General features: G+C 40.8%; 11 protein-coding genes. 5 read left to right on the top strand and 6 right to left on the bottom strand.

The features are described from left to right. Positions 1-116 precede the first annotated feature (116 nt). Together H5182_RS05755 and H5182_RS05750 are read right to left on the bottom strand one after the other, a co-directional pair. A complete protein-coding gene (locus H5182_RS05755) occupies positions 117-1,841 on the bottom strand; it encodes a sodium:solute symporter family protein (RefSeq protein ID WP_145235323.1) in 1,725 nt (574 codons plus the stop codon). A gap of 10 nt (positions 1,842-1,851) precedes the next feature. Continuing rightward, the gene (locus tag H5182_RS05750) at positions 1,852-2,115 is read right to left on the bottom strand and encodes a DUF4212 domain-containing protein (RefSeq protein ID WP_145235321.1); all 264 of its coding nucleotides are present in this window, start codon (positions 2,113-2,115) and stop codon (positions 1,852-1,854) included. Between the two features lie 388 nt (positions 2,116-2,503). On the opposite strand from H5182_RS05750, the gene H5182_RS05745 reads away from it, so the two are divergent. After that, positions 2,504-5,944 (top strand): PAS-domain containing protein, encoded by a 3,441-nt coding sequence (locus tag H5182_RS05745; protein ID WP_182758184.1) that lies wholly within the window; start codon positions 2,504-2,506, stop codon positions 5,942-5,944. A 118-nt stretch (positions 5,945-6,062) separates the two neighbouring features. Here the strand turns inward: H5182_RS05745 and H5182_RS05740 are convergent, their stop codons facing one another. From H5182_RS05740 to H5182_RS05725, 4 genes are all read right to left on the bottom strand, one after another. After that, positions 6,063-8,714 (bottom strand): DUF2339 domain-containing protein, encoded by a 2,652-nt coding sequence (locus tag H5182_RS05740; RefSeq protein ID WP_182759690.1) that lies wholly within the window; start codon positions 8,712-8,714, stop codon positions 6,063-6,065. A gap of 106 nt (positions 8,715-8,820) precedes the next feature. Then, positions 8,821-10,185, bottom strand: coding sequence for a hypothetical protein (locus H5182_RS05735; protein ID WP_145235315.1), 1,365 nt, complete (start codon positions 10,183-10,185; stop codon positions 8,821-8,823). 204 nt (positions 10,186-10,389) lie between these two features. Next, complete coding sequence (locus H5182_RS05730) at positions 10,390-11,712, bottom strand: metallophosphoesterase (protein ID WP_182759726.1); 1,323 nt, start codon at positions 11,710-11,712, stop codon at positions 10,390-10,392. 48 nt (positions 11,713-11,760) lie between these two features. Beyond that, positions 11,761-14,532, bottom strand: a complete 2,772-nt coding sequence (locus H5182_RS05725; RefSeq protein WP_182759688.1) for a TonB-dependent receptor — start codon at positions 14,530-14,532, stop codon at positions 11,761-11,763. Between the two features lie 335 nt (positions 14,533-14,867). Here H5182_RS05725 and H5182_RS05720 point away from each other — a divergent pair, with 335 nt between their 5' ends. The 4 genes from H5182_RS05720 (at position 14,868) to H5182_RS05705 (ending at position 19,868) form a co-directional block, all read left to right on the top strand. Then, positions 14,868-15,788, top strand: a complete 921-nt coding sequence (locus H5182_RS05720) for a GGDEF domain-containing protein (protein WP_182731521.1) — start codon at positions 14,868-14,870, stop codon at positions 15,786-15,788. Further along, the gene (locus H5182_RS22525) at positions 15,785-16,810 is read left to right on the top strand and encodes an AraC family transcriptional regulator (RefSeq protein ID WP_182735500.1); all 1,026 of its coding nucleotides are present in this window, start codon (positions 15,785-15,787) and stop codon (positions 16,808-16,810) included. Before H5182_RS05720 ends, H5182_RS22525 begins: the two co-directional genes overlap by 4 nt. A 68-nt stretch (positions 16,811-16,878) precedes the next feature. Continuing rightward, entirely contained in the window at positions 16,879-17,445 is a 567-nt protein-coding gene (locus H5182_RS05710; protein ID WP_182759687.1) for a sigma-70 family RNA polymerase sigma factor, read from the top strand. Between the two features lie 20 nt (positions 17,446-17,465). Then, positions 17,466-19,868 (top strand): serine/threonine-protein kinase, encoded by a 2,403-nt coding sequence (locus H5182_RS05705; RefSeq protein WP_182759686.1) that lies wholly within the window; start codon positions 17,466-17,468, stop codon positions 19,866-19,868. Positions 19,869-19,958 lie beyond the last annotated feature (90 nt).

Below are 19,958 nucleotides of genomic sequence, written 5' to 3'. Positions count from 1 at the left end.
TCTACTCGCAAAAAACAATCGTACAATCACTGTACTGCTATCAACGGTAAATAAAAAGCCCGACTTAAGTCGGGCTTTTGGATCTATCAATATTAATTAATAGAGTATCAGCGTTATTAGTGAGCGTGAGCTTCACTAGAACCTTTAGGATTACGAATGCTTTCAACCATTTCTTGAATTTCAAGCGGTGTATCGGCAGTAAATTTAAGTACGATTGCTGCAACTGAGAAATTAATAATCATACCTACTAAACCAATACCTTCCGGTGAAATACCTAAGAACCAATGCTCAGGGCTATTTAGTTCTGGGCTGATAAACTTGAAGAAGATGATATATGCTGCAGTAAAGGTAATACCTGTAACCATACCTAGAACCGCACCTTCTTTATTCATCTTCTTAGAGAAGATACCCATAATGATCGCCGGGAAGAAACTTGCTGCGGCCAAGCCGAATGCAAATGCCACTACCGACGCCACGAATCCAGGCGGATTAATACCAAAGTAAGCGGAGATAACAATCGCAACCATGGCTGCCAACCTCGCTGCGAGTAACTCTTGTTTATCGCTAATGTCTGGTTTTAAGGTCCGCTTAAGCAAATCATGCGATACCGAAGTCGAAATAACTAATAATAAGCCTGCGGTTGTTGATAATGCAGCAGCAATACCACCGGCGGCCACAAGTGCCACGACCCATGCTGGTAAGTTAGCAATTTCAGGGTTAGCAAGTACCATGATGTCGCGGTCAACGTTAACTTCGTTAGCGCTATTTGGATCACTGATCTTACCTGCTGTGTAGAACATTTTGCCATCACCATTTTTATCATTAAAAGTGATTAAGCCCGTTCTTTCCCAATTTTTTACCCATACTGGTGCTTCAGCGTATTCAGTACCACTTCCGTCTTTACCATTTATGGTATCAATCATGTTTACGCGGGCAAATGCCGCAACGGCTGGCGCGGTTGTGTAAACTATCGCAATGAATACTAAAGTCCATGCCGCTGAAATACGCGTATCTTTAACGCGAGGTACAGTGAAAAAGCGTACAATTACATGAGGAAGACCGGCAGTACCCACCATTAAGGCACCAGTAATAGCAAACACATCAATCATGCTCTTAGAGCCTTCAGTGTATTGTGCAAAGCCAAGTTCAGCACTTAAACCGTCCAGTTTATCAAGTACGTATACACCATCGCTGCCAATTAATGTCGCGCCAAAGCCTGTTTGTGGGAAGAAGTGACCCGTCATCATCATAGAGATAAAGATGGCAGGAACAAGGTAAGCAAATACCAGTACACAGTACTGTGCAACTTGGGTATAAGTAATGCCCTTCATACCACCGAGTACCGCATAAAAGAATACGATAACCATACCAATGTAAACGCCAGTTTCAATTTCAACTTCTAAGAAACGTGAGAATACAACCCCTACACCGCGCATTTGCCCTGCAATGTATGTAAAACAAATGAAGATGGCACATAAGATTGCCACTAAACGCGCGGTGCGTGAATAGTAACGGTCACCGATAAAATCTGGCACAGTAAACTTGCCGAATTTACGTAAGTAAGGTGCTAAACACATAGCAAGTAGTACATAGCCACCTGTCCACCCCATTAAGTAAACGCCGCCATCATACCCTGCAAAAGAGATGATACCCGCCATTGAAATAAATGACGCTGCACTCATCCAGTCTGCGGCTGTTGCCATACCATTAGCCAGAGGCGGAACCCCACCACCTGCTACATAAAACTCTTTTGTTGAACCAGCTCGGGCCCAAATTGCAATGCCGATATAAAGCGCGAAGCTCAACCCGACAATTATAAACGTGAGTGTTTGAACATCCATTGCTTAGCTCCTATTCGTCTACGCCGTATTTTTTATCTAACGTATTCATTTTGAAAACGTACACAAAAATCAAAGCAACAAAGGTGTAAATCGCGCCTTGCTGGGAGAACCAGAAGCCAAGTTTAAACCCAAAAAAACGCACTTCATTAAGTACATCAACCAGTATTATGCCAAAGCCAAACGACACGACAAACCAAACTGCTAATAATTTAAACAGCAGTGAAATGTTTTCCGCCCAATAAGCTTTTGCTTGTTCTTCATCTTTAAAAGCCATTTTTATTTCCTCTTTAACATCTGTAAAAAGTGATGTGTTCGATTTATTCTCGGTTATAAACTTAGCAATGCCTGAACAATATTGAATTGAGACCATAGTCGTAACAACAGATTAACGTTTACGTAAACTGCAATGCGGCGCTTGTTACAAAAAAGTAAAAAGCGTTTTTTATCATAATGTTAAGTATTTCCACTCGGTGATTTTAACTATTCACCTAAGCTATATTGCACACTTGCGACATTAGTCTAATATATCAACAAAACATTAAATTCCTTATATATATCAAATAAATATGTTTATTTTAAGAATACTCACAAAAATTGACAGCTCAAAATAGTGAAAACTTCTGGTATGGTGTGCAATAACATAATAAAAATTGAATAAAAACATGACTGCTGCACTAATTTTTGTCGCTTTAGCGTACATTGGCATATTGTTTTGGCTAGCAAACTGGGGCGATAAAACCACACCGCTGGCAAAACGAATTAGCCATCACCCTTTTGTTTACTCCTTTTCGCTGGGTATTTACTGTACTTCGTGGACTTATTACGGCTCTGTTGGTACTGCGGCTACCAGTAGTTGGAGCTATTTACCCATTCTACTTGGCCCTGCACTATTGTTTTTTTTCGGACAAGGATTTTTGCGCAAACTGGTACTGGTGAGTAAAAAACAAAATATCACCACCATTGCCGATTTTATCTCTGCCCGTTATGGCAAACGTCAAACCACTGCCATTATGGTGACTATGATTGCGCTACTAGCAACCATTCCTTATATCGCCTTGCAATTAAAAGCACTGAGCAATAGCTTCTTACTACTGCAAAGTGACAATAAAATATCGGGATCAATGGTCGCGCTTTCTGCCACCCTGATCATGGCTATGTTCGCAATATTTTTTGGCACCCGTAAAGTTGATGTAACCGAATACCGTTCAGGATTAATGTTGGCAGTCGCATTTGAATCAATGATCAAACTACTGGCATTAGTAGCAGTAGCGGCTTTGGCAGTGTACACCTTGTATAATTTACCCAGTGCTAATGAAGAACAAATAAAAGAATCTTTATGGCAACATTGGAATAACTTTAACTTTTTAAGCTTTAACTTTATTGGTCAATCACTGATGGCCGCTGCTGCAATCATCTGTTTGCCAAGACAATTTCACGTTACAGTGGTTGATAACCAAGACAAACGTCACCTATTTACCGCTCGTTGGGCATTTCCACTTTATTTACTACTGACGGCAGCAATGATTTTACCAATAGCCACCGCAGCTATTCATCCACAGATCGGCAATAGCTTCTCCCCTGATAGTTTTGTATTGGCGCTGCCATTAATGAATGACAATGTATTACTTACCACCTTTGTATTTATTGGCGGAATATCCGCAGCGACTGCGATGATTGTGGTTGCCACTTTGACCCTGAGTACCATGATCTCAAACGATGTGGTATTACCGCTAATGCTGCGACGTAAATTCAAACGCAACCTGATCACCAGCAGTTATAAGCCACAAATATTACTGGTAAGGCGTTTTACCATCGCCGGTATTTTGATCTTATCGTATTTTTATCAGCAATGGTTTGGTCATGGCAAAGCACTAGCCAGCATGGGGTTAGTTGCATTTTCTTTGGTAACGCAATTATTACCCGCCATTGTGGGCGGCCTATACTGGCGCAAAGGCCATGCCTACGGTGTTTATGCTGGTTTATTAGCGGGGTTAATTTGTTGGATATTATTTCTAATGTTACCTATTTTAGATGCAGGTAATACACTTGACACCGAACTACAACAAACCCTTATTACCCGCGGCACACTGATCGCTTTATTTGCCAATATTGGCTGTTATATTAGTTTTTCACTGGGAGCTGATGAGCGGTTAATTGATAAAATTCAAGCAGCAGCATTCGTTAATCCCAAGGAGCAAGCAGTACTTGCAAGACGTTTAAACAAAAACGTGAAAGCCACGGTATACGATTTTAAAGTACTGTTACAAACCTTTTTAGGAGTCCAGCGTAGCCAACAAGTATTGACGCATTTTTCACTGACTCACCAACTAGGAGAAAATAACACTCACCCCGATCCTGAGTTTATAGCTTACTGCGAACGCGCCTTGACCGGTGTATTAGGCGCCTCTTCAGCGCAAGCTTTGATCCACACTGTAGCGTCGGGCAAGCGAATGGCATTTGAAGAAGTGGTTAACTTTTTTGATGAAACAACGCAAGCACTACAGTTTAACCAAAACCTGTTGTTCACCTCTTTAGAGAATCTCAGTCATGGTATTTCAGTTGTTGATAAAGAGCTTAATCTTGTTGCGTGGAATAAGCGCTACGCAGAGATGTTTAATTACCCCGAAGGATTTTTAGAAGTAGGTCAACCGATTGAGCAAATTATTCGTTACAATGCGGAGCGCGGCGAATGTGGCCCTGGTGAAATAGAACGCCAAGTAGAAAAGCGCGTACAACATTTAAAAAATGGTAGTTCGCATCACTTTATCCGTCACCGTCGTAACGGCCTAGTGTACGAAATGACCGGTAACCCACTGCCTGATGGCGGCTTTGTTACTAGCTTTTCAGATATTACCACTCACATTGCCACACAAAATGCACTTGAAGAAGTGAATATGGATTTGGAAAATCGTATTGAAGCGCGTACCCAAGAAATTCGAACTATCAATAAAGATCTCGAAGCACAAATAGAAAGCCGCGTACAAACAGAGCAAGCACTCACTTTAGCAAAACGAGAAGCAGAGCAAGCCAATGACAGTAAAACCCGCTTTTTAGCTTTAGCAAGTCACGATATTTTGCAACCGCTCAACGCCGCCCGCTTATACCTTGCTGCGATAGATGAAAAATCCCTCGCTGATAATAATATCAATAACTTCGAAAAGCTCGGTGCCAGCCTCGATTCAACAGTGCATTTAATGTCAGCCCTATTAGAAATTGCCAAACTTGAACAAGGTGCGATGACCCCCACCCCTCGCCACTTTAGTATTGATGATATCCTCGCACCACTGCGTAATGAATACGCCATTTTAACAAGCGAAAAAGGCCTCAAGCTCACAGTGCGCAGCGGACAGCATATTGTCCACAGTGATATCACCTATCTACGGCGAATTGTGCAGAACTTAGTATCAAATGCAGTTAAATACACCAATACGGGCAAAGTATTAGTAGCGTGTCGTAAACGCAAACATCACCTGCGCATTGAAGTGTGGGACACCGGCCCTGGCATTAGCGAGGTAGAGCAAGCAAAAATATTTAACGACTTCTACCGCGTAGAGGCCTCTGACAATAAAGGCGTTGGCCTTGGCCTTAGCGTAGTAAAGCGTATGGTAGATTTACTGTCGATTCGCTTAGATGTGCGCTCAACCCCGCAAAGAGGTAGCTGCTTTAGTATTGAAGTCCCTTATGGCGAAAGCCAATTTGTTCAGCAAAAACACGTTACCAATAGCTTGTTTGAAGAGCGCTCTGCAATGAATATCGTTGCCGTTGATGACGACCCTGAAAACCTAAACGCCATGGCCAGTTTATTACAAAAGTGGCAAGCTAATTATCAGTTGTTTGATCAAGTTGAAGGCGTACTCGCATACGCAAATGAACACAGCGCACCGGATGTGATATTAATGGATTATCAGTTAGGCCATGAACACGATGGTATTACATTAATTAAAGCCCTGCGGGAAATTTGGCAAACCAACGTACCGGCAATTTTAATCACCGCAGTACGCGACGTAGAGCTAAAACAAGCGACTAAAGCCGCTGATATTCATTACTTGTCTAAACCAATCAAGCCAGGGAAATTAAAAGCACTGCTAAACCATAGTACGTGAAGGGAAAGGTGCTAGGTGCTAGGTGCTAGGTGCTAGGCAAAAGGTTAGAACAGATTGGCGTTAAACAACATAACTAAGTACACCCAACAATCTTATTGGGTGTACTGCTTGAGTTAAATTACCCCGCTGGTGCTTTACTCCTGAGCTTTTGAAACAGCCAGCTTAGGCCAACGAGCGACAGGCCTAAACCAATAAATGATACAGCTTTGAGCAAGCCCGTCAGGCTTGCCATATCAATTAAGAATACCTTCACGATAACCGCGCCGAGAATGCCTAAGCCGACTTTTTGTAGTAGCAACTGTTGTTTTAAATGCCCGGTAATGACCACCAACGCGCCAAGTAATAACCAAATGATCGAATAGCTGTATAGCTCGGCGTCACTGGTCGCTTTATCAAGATAAATGAACCCGCCTTGCCAATATTGGCGGATCAATGTGTTGATAGCTAACACTGCTAATAAGCCTGATGCACCCAGAACTATTTGACTAAACTTAGCATTAAGTGGTTTAACTAATTTAGCCAACCACAGTGTAAGAATACTTGGTACGAGCCAGGTTAATAACAGCCAATTAAATAATGGCATTTCACCAACGTAAAGGCGTATAAATAGTGGATTTTCATATAATGCTGTACTTATCAACAACAAGCCAGCGAGTCCCGCAAGTGCAAGCCCTGCAATGCGATAAAGTTTACCCAGTTGCCCTGCGCTGCGTGACCGATGCAAATAAACGCAGCCAAGTGCTAACCAATTACAACTGAGTAATACCTGCTCATAAAAGCTTAAAGAAGTAAGCTGTGGATAATGCCCGACTAGTTGATAGCTGGTCTCGGTGGTGATAAATAATGCTAAGCAATGTAATGCAGCCCCTTCGAGCCAAATTTTCATATCTGTTTGTTGCCACTGTTTTGCGGCAAACCAAAATAACCCAACCGCTGATGGATACACAATTGCGCTCCAATGCATTGAAAATATGGTTAGATCAAAATAATGTGCCGTCCACGGTGCAAAGGTTAGCCTTGCCAGCACCACAGCCACCAGCACTTTAATAGGCCAATGCGGCATAGGCACATCATGGCGTTTCACCAGATAGCTAATAACCAACACTTGAGCAGCCAGTGCGAGGGTTAACCCGCTATCGGCTAATAACATAGTTAAACAAAGAGTTATATTAGCATTAGCGCCAACCCAATAACTAAACTGCTGCCATTGAGTGTGAGCTGTTTGTGCGCGTTTAATTAATACACCACTCGTAACTAGCAAAAATACAGTCCATAGCGGATACGCAACGCCTAAGCCTTGCTCGGGTATTATGGTATAGAGCGTTGCAATCAAGGTAAACACACTAAACGCAGCCACTAAATGAAACGTTAAACGTTTATAGTAACGCGCGCCAAAATAAAGCCCGTATAGACAAAGCCCAACCGCAAGTAATAACCCTACGCCATACATTTCCCTAAATACAAACAAATGATCATTGCTATCGACACTATAACGTTGTTGGCTAAAGACTAATAACATCGCAACCACTAACGCCACACCTTGCCAAAGATCCCAACGACTATTTTGCAGCACTAAAAATAACAGCATGACGATTAAACACACCATCACTATTTGCCATTGTAAGCTCACCGCCTCTGTCATTATCGCCAGCAATAAAGGAATTACTATCGCTAACAATAACGGATGATCCGGCTGTAATTTTAATAATCGCTGTAAACTATGTGGGCGATATTCTAATAAACGCAAAGTTAAACCTAATCGAGCTATGGCAATTAAACCAATAATAGAGAGCAGTGCAAAACCACCAACAATCCAATATTGCTGCGTATTGATTACACTCAGTGCCACCCAATACCAGCCAATATGCCCAGCCCATAGTAAATACCACAGCCAATTACGTTTTACCTTTTGCGCCACTAATACCGCAGCAAAAGTGATAAAGCCAATGTACATCAGTAAAGCAGCTAAATTACCACTGCCAGTATTAACCCAAATCGGCACGCTGTAAGCGCCAACTATGCCAAGCACGGCCAATAAAGGCCCTAAACTCAGCGCCATAGAGCTTGCGGCCAGTGCAATTACTGCCAGCATCACAAACGCCACGGTTGGGCTTAACATGGCATAGCTTGAATAAGCTAATAACGTTAATGCAAAGCAGCTAATAAACCCGCCACCTGCAAGTGCTGCAGGCACGTAATTATTAAAGCCTTCGAAGACAATACCTTTTCTATGTAAATACTCGGCACCGGCAATTAATGCGACACCAAATAAGCCCCCTAAGGTGAGTCGTAAGCTTGGTGATAATAAGCCGGCATCAAGACTGTATTTTGCTAAAAATATACCACCAAAGGCCAGCGCGACGCCGCCAATCCAGGTCATCCAATTTTCTTGGAACTGTGTTTTTAATTTACTAAAGAAAATATCAATAACTGAGGGAGAAGCTTGTTTCGGGCGAGAAGTTGTTATTATACTCGGTGCGGTGTTTACGTATTTTTTTACCGATGGTTGCTGATGTAAAGTTGCCTCAGCTTGGGATGATTGTTCTAGCGTAAACGGATGATCTACTTGCGGCTCAGTTATATTAGCAGCAATGTCTAGCGACACTTGATGCTGCCCGGTATTGTCTACCATGACTCCACGCAGTTGTTTTTTTAACATCGCAATATCTTGCTTTAACGTACTTATTTGCGTTAAAGCAATAAAACCGGCAATAGAGCCTGCGACTACAACTAACGATAAAATGACTATGAGCCCTAAAACATCGTCCATTTTTCAATCCTTGACTGCTTTTAATATTCCCTTATAACGTAAAGTGTATTGAAAATATACCCAAAAATCTCAGCCTCGCTATTACGAGGCTGAAATTAAAGTAAGATTACTCTACCGAATCAGTAACCGTTCGCTCTAGCGTCATTTTATAGCCAGTGCTGGTTGTTTCATCATGCTCAAGAATTAATATGTAGTTACCTTCTTGGCTAAAGTCCATATCGCCTTGTTGCATGAGTACAATTTGCTGGCCATTATCTTCATAAAGCACATAAGTGGTGTAAATTTCATTATCGACAACCTGATCTTCTTGATCATACTGATCGATGCCATCAATAATATTTTTAGCATCATCTACGGTTTCACCATTGAGGGTAAATACCACATCAACGTCAGTAATATTTTGCCCCGCGTAACTATCAATTAAGTTAACGACTGTCACCTTATGACTGTAGCTACTTGGCGTTAAGGTTTCTTTTACTGTCATCATTCGCGGGCCGTAATCTTTATCTTTATAAAAAACACCAACATTACTTTGCTCGCGCTCAAGGGTTAGTAAAAAGTTATCAACAATTGCATTTCCTTGCTCATCTAACATAGCAATACTGTAACTGTTTGGAGCAAGCTCAATGTAGTTTGAGTAGCTGTCATTAGCGGTTACTTGCGAAGTGCTGCTTGCGCTCCCCCGCGTTGCACTAAAGCTAGTTTGCGGGTAATCATCAATAGTATTGATAAAACGCAATTGCCCTTGGGCATTTTGATGTTTGAGCGTGGTTACGGTATTGCTTGAAGTAACGAGATCTAGCGTAATACCATGTTCTTCAGTGGCGTAACTTGATCTGATCATCGCAACATAACTGGCATCATCATTTAGGTAAATCGAAGCAGACTCAAATAGCACATCAGTACTGCCGCTTTGAGTTAAATACAGTGTGTAATATCCTTCATCAAAGCTTTGCAGTGCCAGTTCGTTTAAATACCGTGGTGATGCAATTAACTCAGCGGTTTCAAATAAGCCATCATCATTTGCTAAATACACATCAAAACTAATGTCTTCTCCGGCAATATTAAAGAAGCCTAAATTAATAGCCCCTTCATCACTGCCGGTTGGTACACTTAACTCACTGAATGTTGGCTCTGAAAAATCGCCATTCATCACCCATAATTGGGTCATGTCGTCTTTTACCGAAACTGCTTTTTCACTGATCGTTATATAGCTGTCGTTTGCATCAAGGTACTTAAAGCTCACATCATAGTTATTAGTACTGTAATTATGACGAGTGGTAACGCCACCAAAATCAGTGCCTGAGCGCTCAGCATCTTCGATAAATAAACGGGTGTACGGGCTATTATAAGAGCCATTGTATAATTGGATATAACCACTTTTACTCGAGCTTGAGTCATCGCCAGAGCACGCAGTAAGGGTTGCAAGTAAAGAGGTTGTTAGTGCAGTTTTAAATAACGGGCCACGCATGTAATCAATTCCTTATTGTTAATAGTTTAAATTTGACCATTAACAAAAGCAATAATTCCATGATTTACAAAGCATTACCTCAACTTACAAATATTTACGTAACCGTAAATAAATGTACAAATATGCAATAAAAATGCACAGTTTTACACATTAAAACAACAAAAAACCAGCGTAGTTACACTGGTTTTTATGCAAAATATAAGTTTATCGAGTGCGTTTAGAAAAACTAAAACTACCTTCATCAATAATACTGCCCGTTAAATCTCGTGGCGTGGTATAAAAGCTCACATCAAGCTTATTGGCTTGATTATCCAAACTGATATGACTAAACCCCCATACAAAGCTTTTTGACCAAAGCAAATCATATTCAGGATATTGGCGTTCTTGAAACTGTGCAAACGGGGTATGTTTACCACGCATTTTAGACGCAGCGCCAGAAATGATCAGCGGCAATTTGCCAACGCTATTACCGGTATCAAACTTTGAGCAATCATCGGTTAGTAACTCTAAGTCATGCTCGTGGCCGGCAATATAACCATCTGCATATTTGCAAAGAGTTGGCATTAGTAATTTACGCAGTACGTGGCCTTCACTATATTTAGTGCCCCCAATTGACCATAAAATATGATGCCCATAAACCAGTTTCCATTTAGCAGTCGAGTTTGCAATGCCTTGTTCAAGCCATATAAGCTGAGCTAGGTCTTCATCATTTTGTGGCCCTTCATGGGGGTCGTGTACTTCAAGATCTGCGCGGCCATCACGTATTGATTGTTGCTCATCTGCTTCGCTGCCATCTGGGTTTAGCGGCACATCATAATAACTTTGCCCTGCCAGTAACATATTGGTATCGAGTACAAAAAACTCTACATCGTTACCCGGCTCACCTATTTTGTAGCTATAGTAGCCTTTTTCGTCTAGGTGAAAGTTCGCTTGCTCTGCCATCCATTGCGTTTGTACCGCTACGCCTTTGCGCGAGCTTTTCCAATCATGATTACCTAATGCGGAATACACCACTAAATTAGGCTCAGCTTTAAATAATGGCTCAAGCGGCGCATACACTAAGTCGTGTAAACGTTTTTGGTCGTCTTTACCATCATTAGCATCGGCACCATCAGGGTATACGTTATCACCGAGCTGAATAGCAAATTGGCACGCTTTTGTTTCACACAATTTTGCCATTGCGATCCCCACAGCCTGAGCGCCCCCTTGCTCTGTAGCAATCTCAGTGCCTGGATAAATATATATTGGTGCATGGTCAAATTCATCGCGAGGGCGATAATCTTCTAACCAATCAGCAAGCTCTGCGGCTATAAACTGTTGCTTGTTTTTAGGGTTGGTTATGTGTTTAGTTTTTGGATAGTCAACATGATAACCACCATCACCAAAAGCTAAAAACTCAATCTTGTCGGAGGCTTTTTTACTGGTACTTGCGACGTCAGTACTGCTTTGTTTGTTACTTTGAGCTGTGCAACCAACCGTTGCTAAACATGCGGTTAGTGCAATATACAAAATAGTTTTATTAATCATAATACCCTCAACAATGAGCCTACTGTTAAGCAGGCTCATATGTTCACCTTACAAAGAAGAAAACGTAAAACCTAGCTCAAATGTACGACCGTAAGATTCGTACTGGTAGTTGTAACGTTTTTCGCCGTGGTACAAGTACATTGGTTCATCTGTTAGGTTGGTGGCATTGAAATACACGTTCATATTATCGTTTAAGTAATATTTACTGCTGAAATCCAATTGCATGTGGCTATCTTCATAAACCGCCATATCAGCATCATCAAACTGGAAACTCTCACTCTTATATGATGCGCTTAAACGAGTGCTAATAGCATGATTTTCAAAGCCCACAATGATATTTGCCACTGTGTCTGCTTGATTTGGTAATTTTTCATCCGCATCAATAAAGGTTCCGTTTGCACCAAGCACAAATCCTGATTTAAAGGTTTTGTTCCAGTTTAGCTCGATCCCCGTTAATGACGCTTTACCGCCATTAACCATTTGCACTACTTCGTCAAAACCATCCCAATCACCGTTATCTTGTACTTCTTGTTGAATAATAAAGTTGTCGATGTCTTTATAGAAAACACCAGCAGATAACACCCCAATGGAACCTGGGTAATATTCGATTGATGCGTCTAAGTTCATTGATTCATAAGGGTCGAGAGCTGGATTACCGACTTCAGCTTTACGCTCTGTAACCATTACGCCTTCATCTTCAACTGTTTCAGTTTCAATTAATTGGTAAGCGGCCGAATCGCCAAAGGTTGGCCGCGCGATAGTATTGGTGTAAGCAAAACGGGTCACTAGTTTATCGCTGATGTTATAGCGTAAATTTAAGCTTGGTAAAAAGTAGTCATAATCTTTACTTACTTGCCAAGGCGTTGTGGTAACAGTTTCTGTATCACTTACTTTATCGACTACTAAGTCAACTTGGTTACCTTGCGTTTCAAACCTAGTACCTTCATAACGCACGCCCGCGACAACATGTAACTTATCAATATCCATGCTAACCATCGCATAAGCGGCGGTAATATCTTCATTACTTACATAACTTTGACCATCAGATTCAACTTGTGACTCATTACTATTGAAAGCAAACGCCTCTTTATTTTTTCTCACAAAGGCTTGAATCGCGCCGCGATCAAGGCCCGGTCCAAAACTTCCCAAATCAAAGTCAGGTGCAGGCGCGACAAAGTCGCTACCAAGAGCATCTAAAAAGTCGCCATCATAAATAGCAACCTTTACATCATTACGCTTTTCGCGATTTTGATGTTTGAAACCAAACTTAAATTCACCATTATTATTTTGCCACACAAAATCACGGCTGAAGTCGAGTTTAAAGCTAAGCTCTTCGTCTTCACTAAGGTTATTGGCCGCTTCAATTTTATCCATCTCAAACAGGCTTAAATCGTGGGCATTAGTCGATTGGCTTAATAATGGAGTATCAACGCGCGCAATGTAGCCCATATCAATATCTTTACCAGCGAAGGTCACATCTAAGCGGTTTGGCTCTTTTTCTTCTGATTTAGAATAACCAACATTATATTCAACAAACCAATTATCTAATTGATTTTCACCACCAAGCACCAGTGAAAGAATACTTTGTTCTTCATAACGGTCTTTGGTATCGCGGTCCATTTCTGCACCACTAAAGTTTGCACCGCTCTCGTTGCTATCTAATAGTTTGCCATCGCTAAACTTATACTCATTACGTTGGCGATACTCATCATCAGAAAAGTCACTATATAGTGTGCGTAAATAATATTTATCAGTGGCGCCGCTGTGTAAATCTAAATTAAGTGCTGCACCTAAACGCTCACGGGTAATTTGATACTGGCGTTGCTCAATTTCTTCAGCGCCAAATAATGAGACCTTGTCGCCAGTTGCTGCATCTTCAACATCAAATTCACTCCAACCACCGTCGGTCTCCATATTACGTGAACCAAAATCACGCTTAAACCACGAAATAGCTGTTGCTACACCTAGATCAAGACCACCATCAAGCTCATAAACATTAGTGTAACTACCTGAAAGCTTCGGGCTAGTTTTTGACTCTAATTCGTTATATGAGCCCTGTGCAGTAAAACTATAGCTTTCACCTGCTTTATCAAAGGCACTTAAGCTTTTTACTTCGATAGAGCCACCAATAGCACTGGCATCCATGTCTGGGGTAACAGTTTTACTTACTTCTAAACTTTGAATTAGTTCACTTGGCAATACATCCATCGCCACAGAGCGAACACCGGCCTCAGGCGACGGCACATTTAAGCCATTAACCGTAACGTTGTTTAAATTTGGATCAATACCGCGAATACCAACAAATCGCCCTTCACCTTGGTCGCGAGCGATAAAAATACCCGGTAAACGCTGTAATGCTTCTGCTGCGTTTTGATCAGGGAACTGGCCAATCGAGTCTGCACTGACTACCGATTTTAAATTAGTTGCGTTTTTTTGGCGGTTAATTGCGCCTGCTTGGCCAGCACTTTGGCCATAAACAATGATATTGTCGATGGCTTCTTGTTGCTCACCAATTATAATTTGTTGTGTAAAAACTTGTGAATCAACCACCGTAATTTTTTGTTCTACCGAGGGGGCACCAATGTAATCAACCACTAGGGTGTAATCACCCGCTGGCAACTTATTAAATGAAAAAGAACCATCGCGGTTACTTACCGTATTTAAGTTTAACTCTTTAACCGATACTTTCGCGCCGCCAAAATACACACTTTGGCTGGCATCAGTGATGCGACCTTGCACACGACCATCCGCTAAGGCTGGGGTCGCATATAAAATACCACAACACGCTAATGCAATACTCGATTTGATAAAAGGGTTCATAATTGTTCTCTTGGTTGCTGCTAATGATTTTGATTGTTTACTTGGCCATGCTTGGCTCGCAGCAACACCCTAAGGGGCAATCATGAAAGAAATATGTCAGTACCCGTTACGTCCTTGATAATTAGCCATTGTAAGGGCATTTTAAGTAGTTAAATACGGCAAAATGAGCTGATTTGACCCCCTGTTTTTATGGTTTTTTAATTCAAAAATCAACAATAATCCGTTTGAAAAGTTGCCAACGTAAAAAATATGTCATCACTGTGAGCTAATCTGACCCTAGTGGTGTTTAAGCTGTTTGCTTATTCTGCCTATCAAATATACCTATTGAGCTGACAATGAATTTATCGTTTTTAAAATTACATCGCTCATTACTGCTTATCTTAGTGGTGATGTTAACCAGCGTATTAACCCTGACACTTAGCTACGGTCACTATAAAGGCCATAGCCAGATCGATTGGTTTGATGTAGGTGGCGAAGGCGGTATTACTGCCATGACCCTGCTGTGGATCTTTTTTATTCTATTAAGTAGGCCAAAGGGACGAGTAACTAACTTATTATTCTCAGGCCTTGCGATTATGAATCTATCGATGACCCTCGATTTTATTGATGAATTTGTATATTACAGCAATGAACAAGCATGGCTCAGTACTATTGAATCCATTCCTGCACCATTTGGGATGATTTTAATGACCATGGCTTTGTATCATTGGCACCAAGAGCAAATGACCATTAATCAACAATTACGTAATCGCGAGCGCTTTTATCGAGAGCATCAACTCAGTGATGCTATCAGCGGACTAGCTAGCGCCGATTATATGAAAAGCCAGATCAGCCGCGAGCTAAATTTGCTCCACCATAGCCTGCATGGATTTTCATTACTGATGTTAGATATTGCTCAGTTTGATCGGTTTAATCGTCAATTTGGTGATGCAGAAGGCGATAAGCTGTTACAAGAGTTTGCTCAAGTGATCACCTTGAATGTACGTGAACAAGATTTAGTCTGCCGTTACGCCAGTGATTGCTTTATTGTCATGTTGCCCAATACCGAACTCGCTGTCGCAGAGCAGCTAAGCGTATCGTTAGTCAGTGCTTTAGAAGCGTTTTCGTTTAATAGCAGCGACAAAGCAGTGAGCTACAAACAAAAAGTACACACCAGTTTAGTAGCCGCAACGCACCGTGATTCGACCTCTGGTTTACTCAGTCAATTGCATCAAAAATTACTAACGAACAAAAACTTACATGGACATACTGCGTGAGTGCAAGCCTTAGTAACAGCAGTTATATCGACTCTCCTTATCAAGGTTTACAGTCATGGGCAGCGCAATTAGTTGATTTAGCCAAACACCGAGGGGTACACCCTGATAAGTTACTCAAAGGAACTCGATTATTTTATCAAGATTTTGCAGCTGGAACGGCTTCGATCAGTGTTGAGCAATTTTATCGATTACAAGAAAACTGTCGTCAATTTGATAATCAACACCAACTCAGTTTTTTACTAGGGCGAAAACTACTTAATCACAATCCGTTATATAGCGCATTTTCTCAAGCAGAAAGTTTACGCACACTGCAAAAACTACTCACACGCACTCCTTTGCATGGCTTTAACTTATTTAATGCCGAACATAAATACCATCAAGGCCGACATTACTTCATTATCAACCTCAGCTTCGGAGCAATAAATGCAGCCGTAGAACAATTTTGCTGCGAATTATTTGCCAGTTTTATCGCTGCAACATGTAAATGGCGAATAGGTAATAACAGTGATTTATGTTTTTCGTTTCCCTATGCGCAGCCCTCACACATAGAGCAATATCAAACTAACCTACAAGCCAACTGCAAGTTTTCACAACAATTATTTATGGTCAGTATTAGTGATGAACTTTATAACAAACACTTAATAGATAGCTGTCCGAGCCTGCTGCAGCAATCATTAGCAACCATAAAGCAGCACCCTTTACCCGCTGCGCCTTGGCTGCAATTAGTGCGCAATCATATTGGCGCTCAACCACAACAAAACCTCGAAACAGTTGCCCAGCATTTCGCTATGAGCCCCGCCACTTTTAAGCGAAAACTAAAACAACATCATACTCGTTTTAGCGCCTTGCAAGATTGTATCAATCGCCAAACCGCGGTGTTTAATATCGCCACTTTAGCGCAAAGTAACGAAACCCTAGCAGGCGAACTTAACTTTAGCGACTTAACTAACTTTCGCCGCGCATTTAAACGCTGGACTGGGACGACTCCCTCACAGCTGAGAGAATTGATTAACGAACATTAAGTTAACACTTGTAATTAAAGTCCCGCAAATGTACCTTATTAATTGAAATATCGAAATAAGGAAGATCGATGCAGGCATCATTAGAAGATCTAATCAATGGCTGGCAAAATGGTTGCCCGCAAAGTGCTGATGAACTTAAAGCTCGGCTTTACTACCACCTGAAACAAGTTTGTCATGTACATTTAGAAGGTTACCGTAATGAAATCGATTCAACCTATGTATTGCAGCACTTACCGCATACTGGATCGCTACTACATCAGTCACTTATTGAATTAATCCCGCCACAACAAAGCATTAATCACCAAACACAATTTAATACTTATTTAAGTGTATTTATCCGTAATATTTTACGCGATGAAATTCGCAAGTTTCAAACTCTCAAACGCACTCCTAACGCAGAAAAAATCCAGCAACAAAACGATCAACTAAAACACCAAGAGGATTTTTTAGCATTAGATAGCGCCCTAAATCATCTAGAAAAAAATCATCCGCAAAAAGCTCAAATATTCTCTCAACATTACTTTTTGGGCCTAGATACTAAAGTGCTAGCTAAACAATTCAAGGTCTCACTTGCTACTATTTATCGCGAATTAGATGCTGCTAAAGCGTTTTTAAGAATGCACATAGAATATTAACAAATAAAAGAAGAAGAATAATGAAATTTAGCGACTCGCTTAGTCTATTTGAATACTTACTTAAAGAGCACCCAAACAACTTAATGGAAGGGCTGGATGGTATAAAAAATATAAGTAATGACATGCTCAACGAAACCAAACAACTTATCTTAGCTCACAATAAAAACTTACAACAAACACAGTTTCATCAATCAATAAGCCATTCAACAGAACTTTTAAATGAAAATAAAAAAATAGAAAGTTTAATAGGTAAGCACATTAGCCACTTCACATTAGAGGCATTAATAGGCTCTGGAGGTATGGGCGTTGTTTATTTAGCTCGCCGAAATGACGGGAAGTTTGAGCAAAAAGTTGCAATAAAAATCGTCTACCCCACCATTACTGTATTGCATGGCCCGCAAAACCTAACCCGTGAAGCGCAATATCTAGCAAAGCTAAACCATCCAAATATAGCAGGCGTACTGGATGCTGGCGAATGTGAGTTTGGCATGTATATGGTAATGGAATACATAGAAGGTACGACCTTTTTAAGTTATTGCCAAGAGCAAAACTTAAATACTAAACAGCGACTACTTTTATTCTGTAAAGTGTGTGATGCCGTCAGCTATGCTCACCAGAACCGTGTAATCCATGCAGATTTAAAACCATCCAATATACTTGTTAACAAACAAGGTGAGCCAAAACTCGTTGATTTTGGTGTTGCTCGTACGATAAATAATGAGCAAACTGACTTCGTTGTTAATGAATATATCAAGGCTTTAAGTCAAGAATATGCCAGCCCAGAACAACTTGCAGGCCAAGCTCTTACGACCCAAAGTGATGTATATAGTTTAGGAAAAATATTAGCAAATACCTTAAAGGAAAGCTGCTATGAGCTACAAAGCATTATTGAACACTCATCAGCTCCACAGGCGACTCGTTACGCTAGTGCACTTGAACTTAGCACCGATATTAAACGATATTTAAATGTAGAGCCTGTTAGTCTCAACAAGAATCATCTATATCGATGTAAAAAGTTTATTCAACGTAACCCACTTACCGCCGTACTTGGTATAAGCTTTTGTGTTGCATCGCTCTTATTTACCAATGCATTATGGCAAAAAAATATACATTTAAAACAAGAAAGAGAGACCACTGAATACGTAGCAAGTTTTTTGATTGATGTATTTGAGTCTGCAGATCCAGCCGCATACGATGGACATCAGATCAGTGCACAAGACTTACTACTCGGCGCCAAACAGCGCCTTAGTAATGAAGATGATTTACTGCAATCACAGCCCAAAATCGCATTATTTTTAGCAAAAGCGCTCAGAGGTGTTGGTGAATATACGAGCGCACTTGAACTGCTCGAGTTAAATAACAATACAGCTTTCAATACTGAACAAGCACTTATTAAAGCACAAATTTACATCCAAAAATCGGAGATAGAATTAGCCCAGCAAGCACTAGACTCAGTAGCGAAAGAACGCCTCACTGCGAAAAGCTCAGTTCAATACTTTAATAGCCTTGCCAATATTCTTTTTTACAGCGATCAATATGAGCAGGCACTTGCTAAATTGCAAATAGCCGAGCAATTAGCTATTGAGCATAAACTTTACACAGCAGTCATTGAAATAAAAAACAAACGCACCGCCATATTCCAAGAGCAAGGAAAGCTAGCAGAACAATTAGCTGAAGCAAAACTAGCAGTAAAATTTAGCGAACAGCACTTTGTAAAAAACTCCGCTGAATACCTAAATGCTTTATTTACATTACAAAGTGCTTATTCAGCCAATGAAGATTTTAATGCAGCAAAAATTTTGCTTGAAAATATATATAAAGTTCAAGTCAAAGTATACCCAAAAGATCACCCGACCTTAGCACTAACTCTTAACGAAATGGGCAATAACTTTTCACGCTTAGGTGAGTACAAAAATGCTATACCACTACATAAACAGGCCATTGCCATGGTAGAAGGACGCTATGGCAAAAAACACATAGATTATGCTTACGGCTATAGCTACTTAGGCAATGCCTATGGTTATCAGAAGCGTTTTGAAGAAGCTATTAATGCTTATAACGAATCACTTGAATCAAATACGTTAATGTACGGCAAAGTGCATACAAACACTCTGACCTCAGCAAGAAATTTAGGATTAGCTTACTCTGAAATGGGCAATCAAGTAAAAGCCAAAAAAATCTTAAATGAGACGCTAAAGCAGACCCTTACTTTGTATCCTGAAATTTCATACCGTAGTGCATTAGTTCAAACAGCTTTAGCACGAACTCTAATAGAATTACAAGAGTGGCAACCAGCTAAAATTCATCTTGAGCATGCCGCCGAAGGGTTTCGTCAAAGCCTAGGTGAAAAGAGTATTCGTTATACACGTACCATTGAAAGACTAAAAATCGTAAATGAAAAGCTAGCAATAGGATTAATGTAGTCTTGCAATAAAGAACCTTGCTATATACCCTGATTGAGCCATTTTTTTCAGGCCCAACCAGGGCAGTAACATAACCATCCTGACAACCAC

The sequence above is a fragment of the Pseudoalteromonas sp. SG44-17 genome (genome assembly GCF_014164235.1).
GTDB lineage: Bacteria > Pseudomonadota > Gammaproteobacteria > Enterobacterales > Alteromonadaceae > Pseudoalteromonas > Pseudoalteromonas rhizosphaerae.
Note: the sequence above shows the minus strand (reverse complement) of the source record. Positions and strands in the feature narration are given on the sequence as shown.

Coding starts and splice junctions, on each gene's coding strand:
- H5182_RS05725 (WP_182759688.1), bottom strand. CDS start 14,532: ATGAACCCTTTTATCAAATCGAGTATTGCATTAGCGTGTTGTGGTATT.
- H5182_RS05740 (WP_182759690.1), bottom strand. CDS start 8,714: ATGGACGATGTTTTAGGGCTCATAGTCATTTTATCGTTAGTTGTAGTC.
- H5182_RS05730 (WP_182759726.1), bottom strand. CDS start 11,712: ATGATTAATAAAACTATTTTGTATATTGCACTAACCGCATGTTTAGCA.
- H5182_RS05705 (WP_182759686.1), top strand. CDS start 17,466: ATGAAATTTAGCGACTCGCTTAGTCTATTTGAATACTTACTTAAAGAG.
- H5182_RS05745 (WP_182758184.1), top strand. CDS start 2,504: ATGACTGCTGCACTAATTTTTGTCGCTTTAGCGTACATTGGCATATTG.
- H5182_RS05750 (WP_145235321.1), bottom strand. CDS start 2,115: ATGGCTTTTAAAGATGAAGAACAAGCAAAAGCTTATTGGGCGGAAAAC.
- H5182_RS05755 (WP_145235323.1), bottom strand. CDS start 1,841: ATGGATGTTCAAACACTCACGTTTATAATTGTCGGGTTGAGCTTCGCG.
- H5182_RS05710 (WP_182759687.1), top strand. CDS start 16,879: ATGCAGGCATCATTAGAAGATCTAATCAATGGCTGGCAAAATGGTTGC.
- H5182_RS05735 (WP_145235315.1), bottom strand. CDS start 10,185: ATGCGTGGCCCGTTATTTAAAACTGCACTAACAACCTCTTTACTTGCA.
- H5182_RS05720 (WP_182731521.1), top strand. CDS start 14,868: ATGAATTTATCGTTTTTAAAATTACATCGCTCATTACTGCTTATCTTA.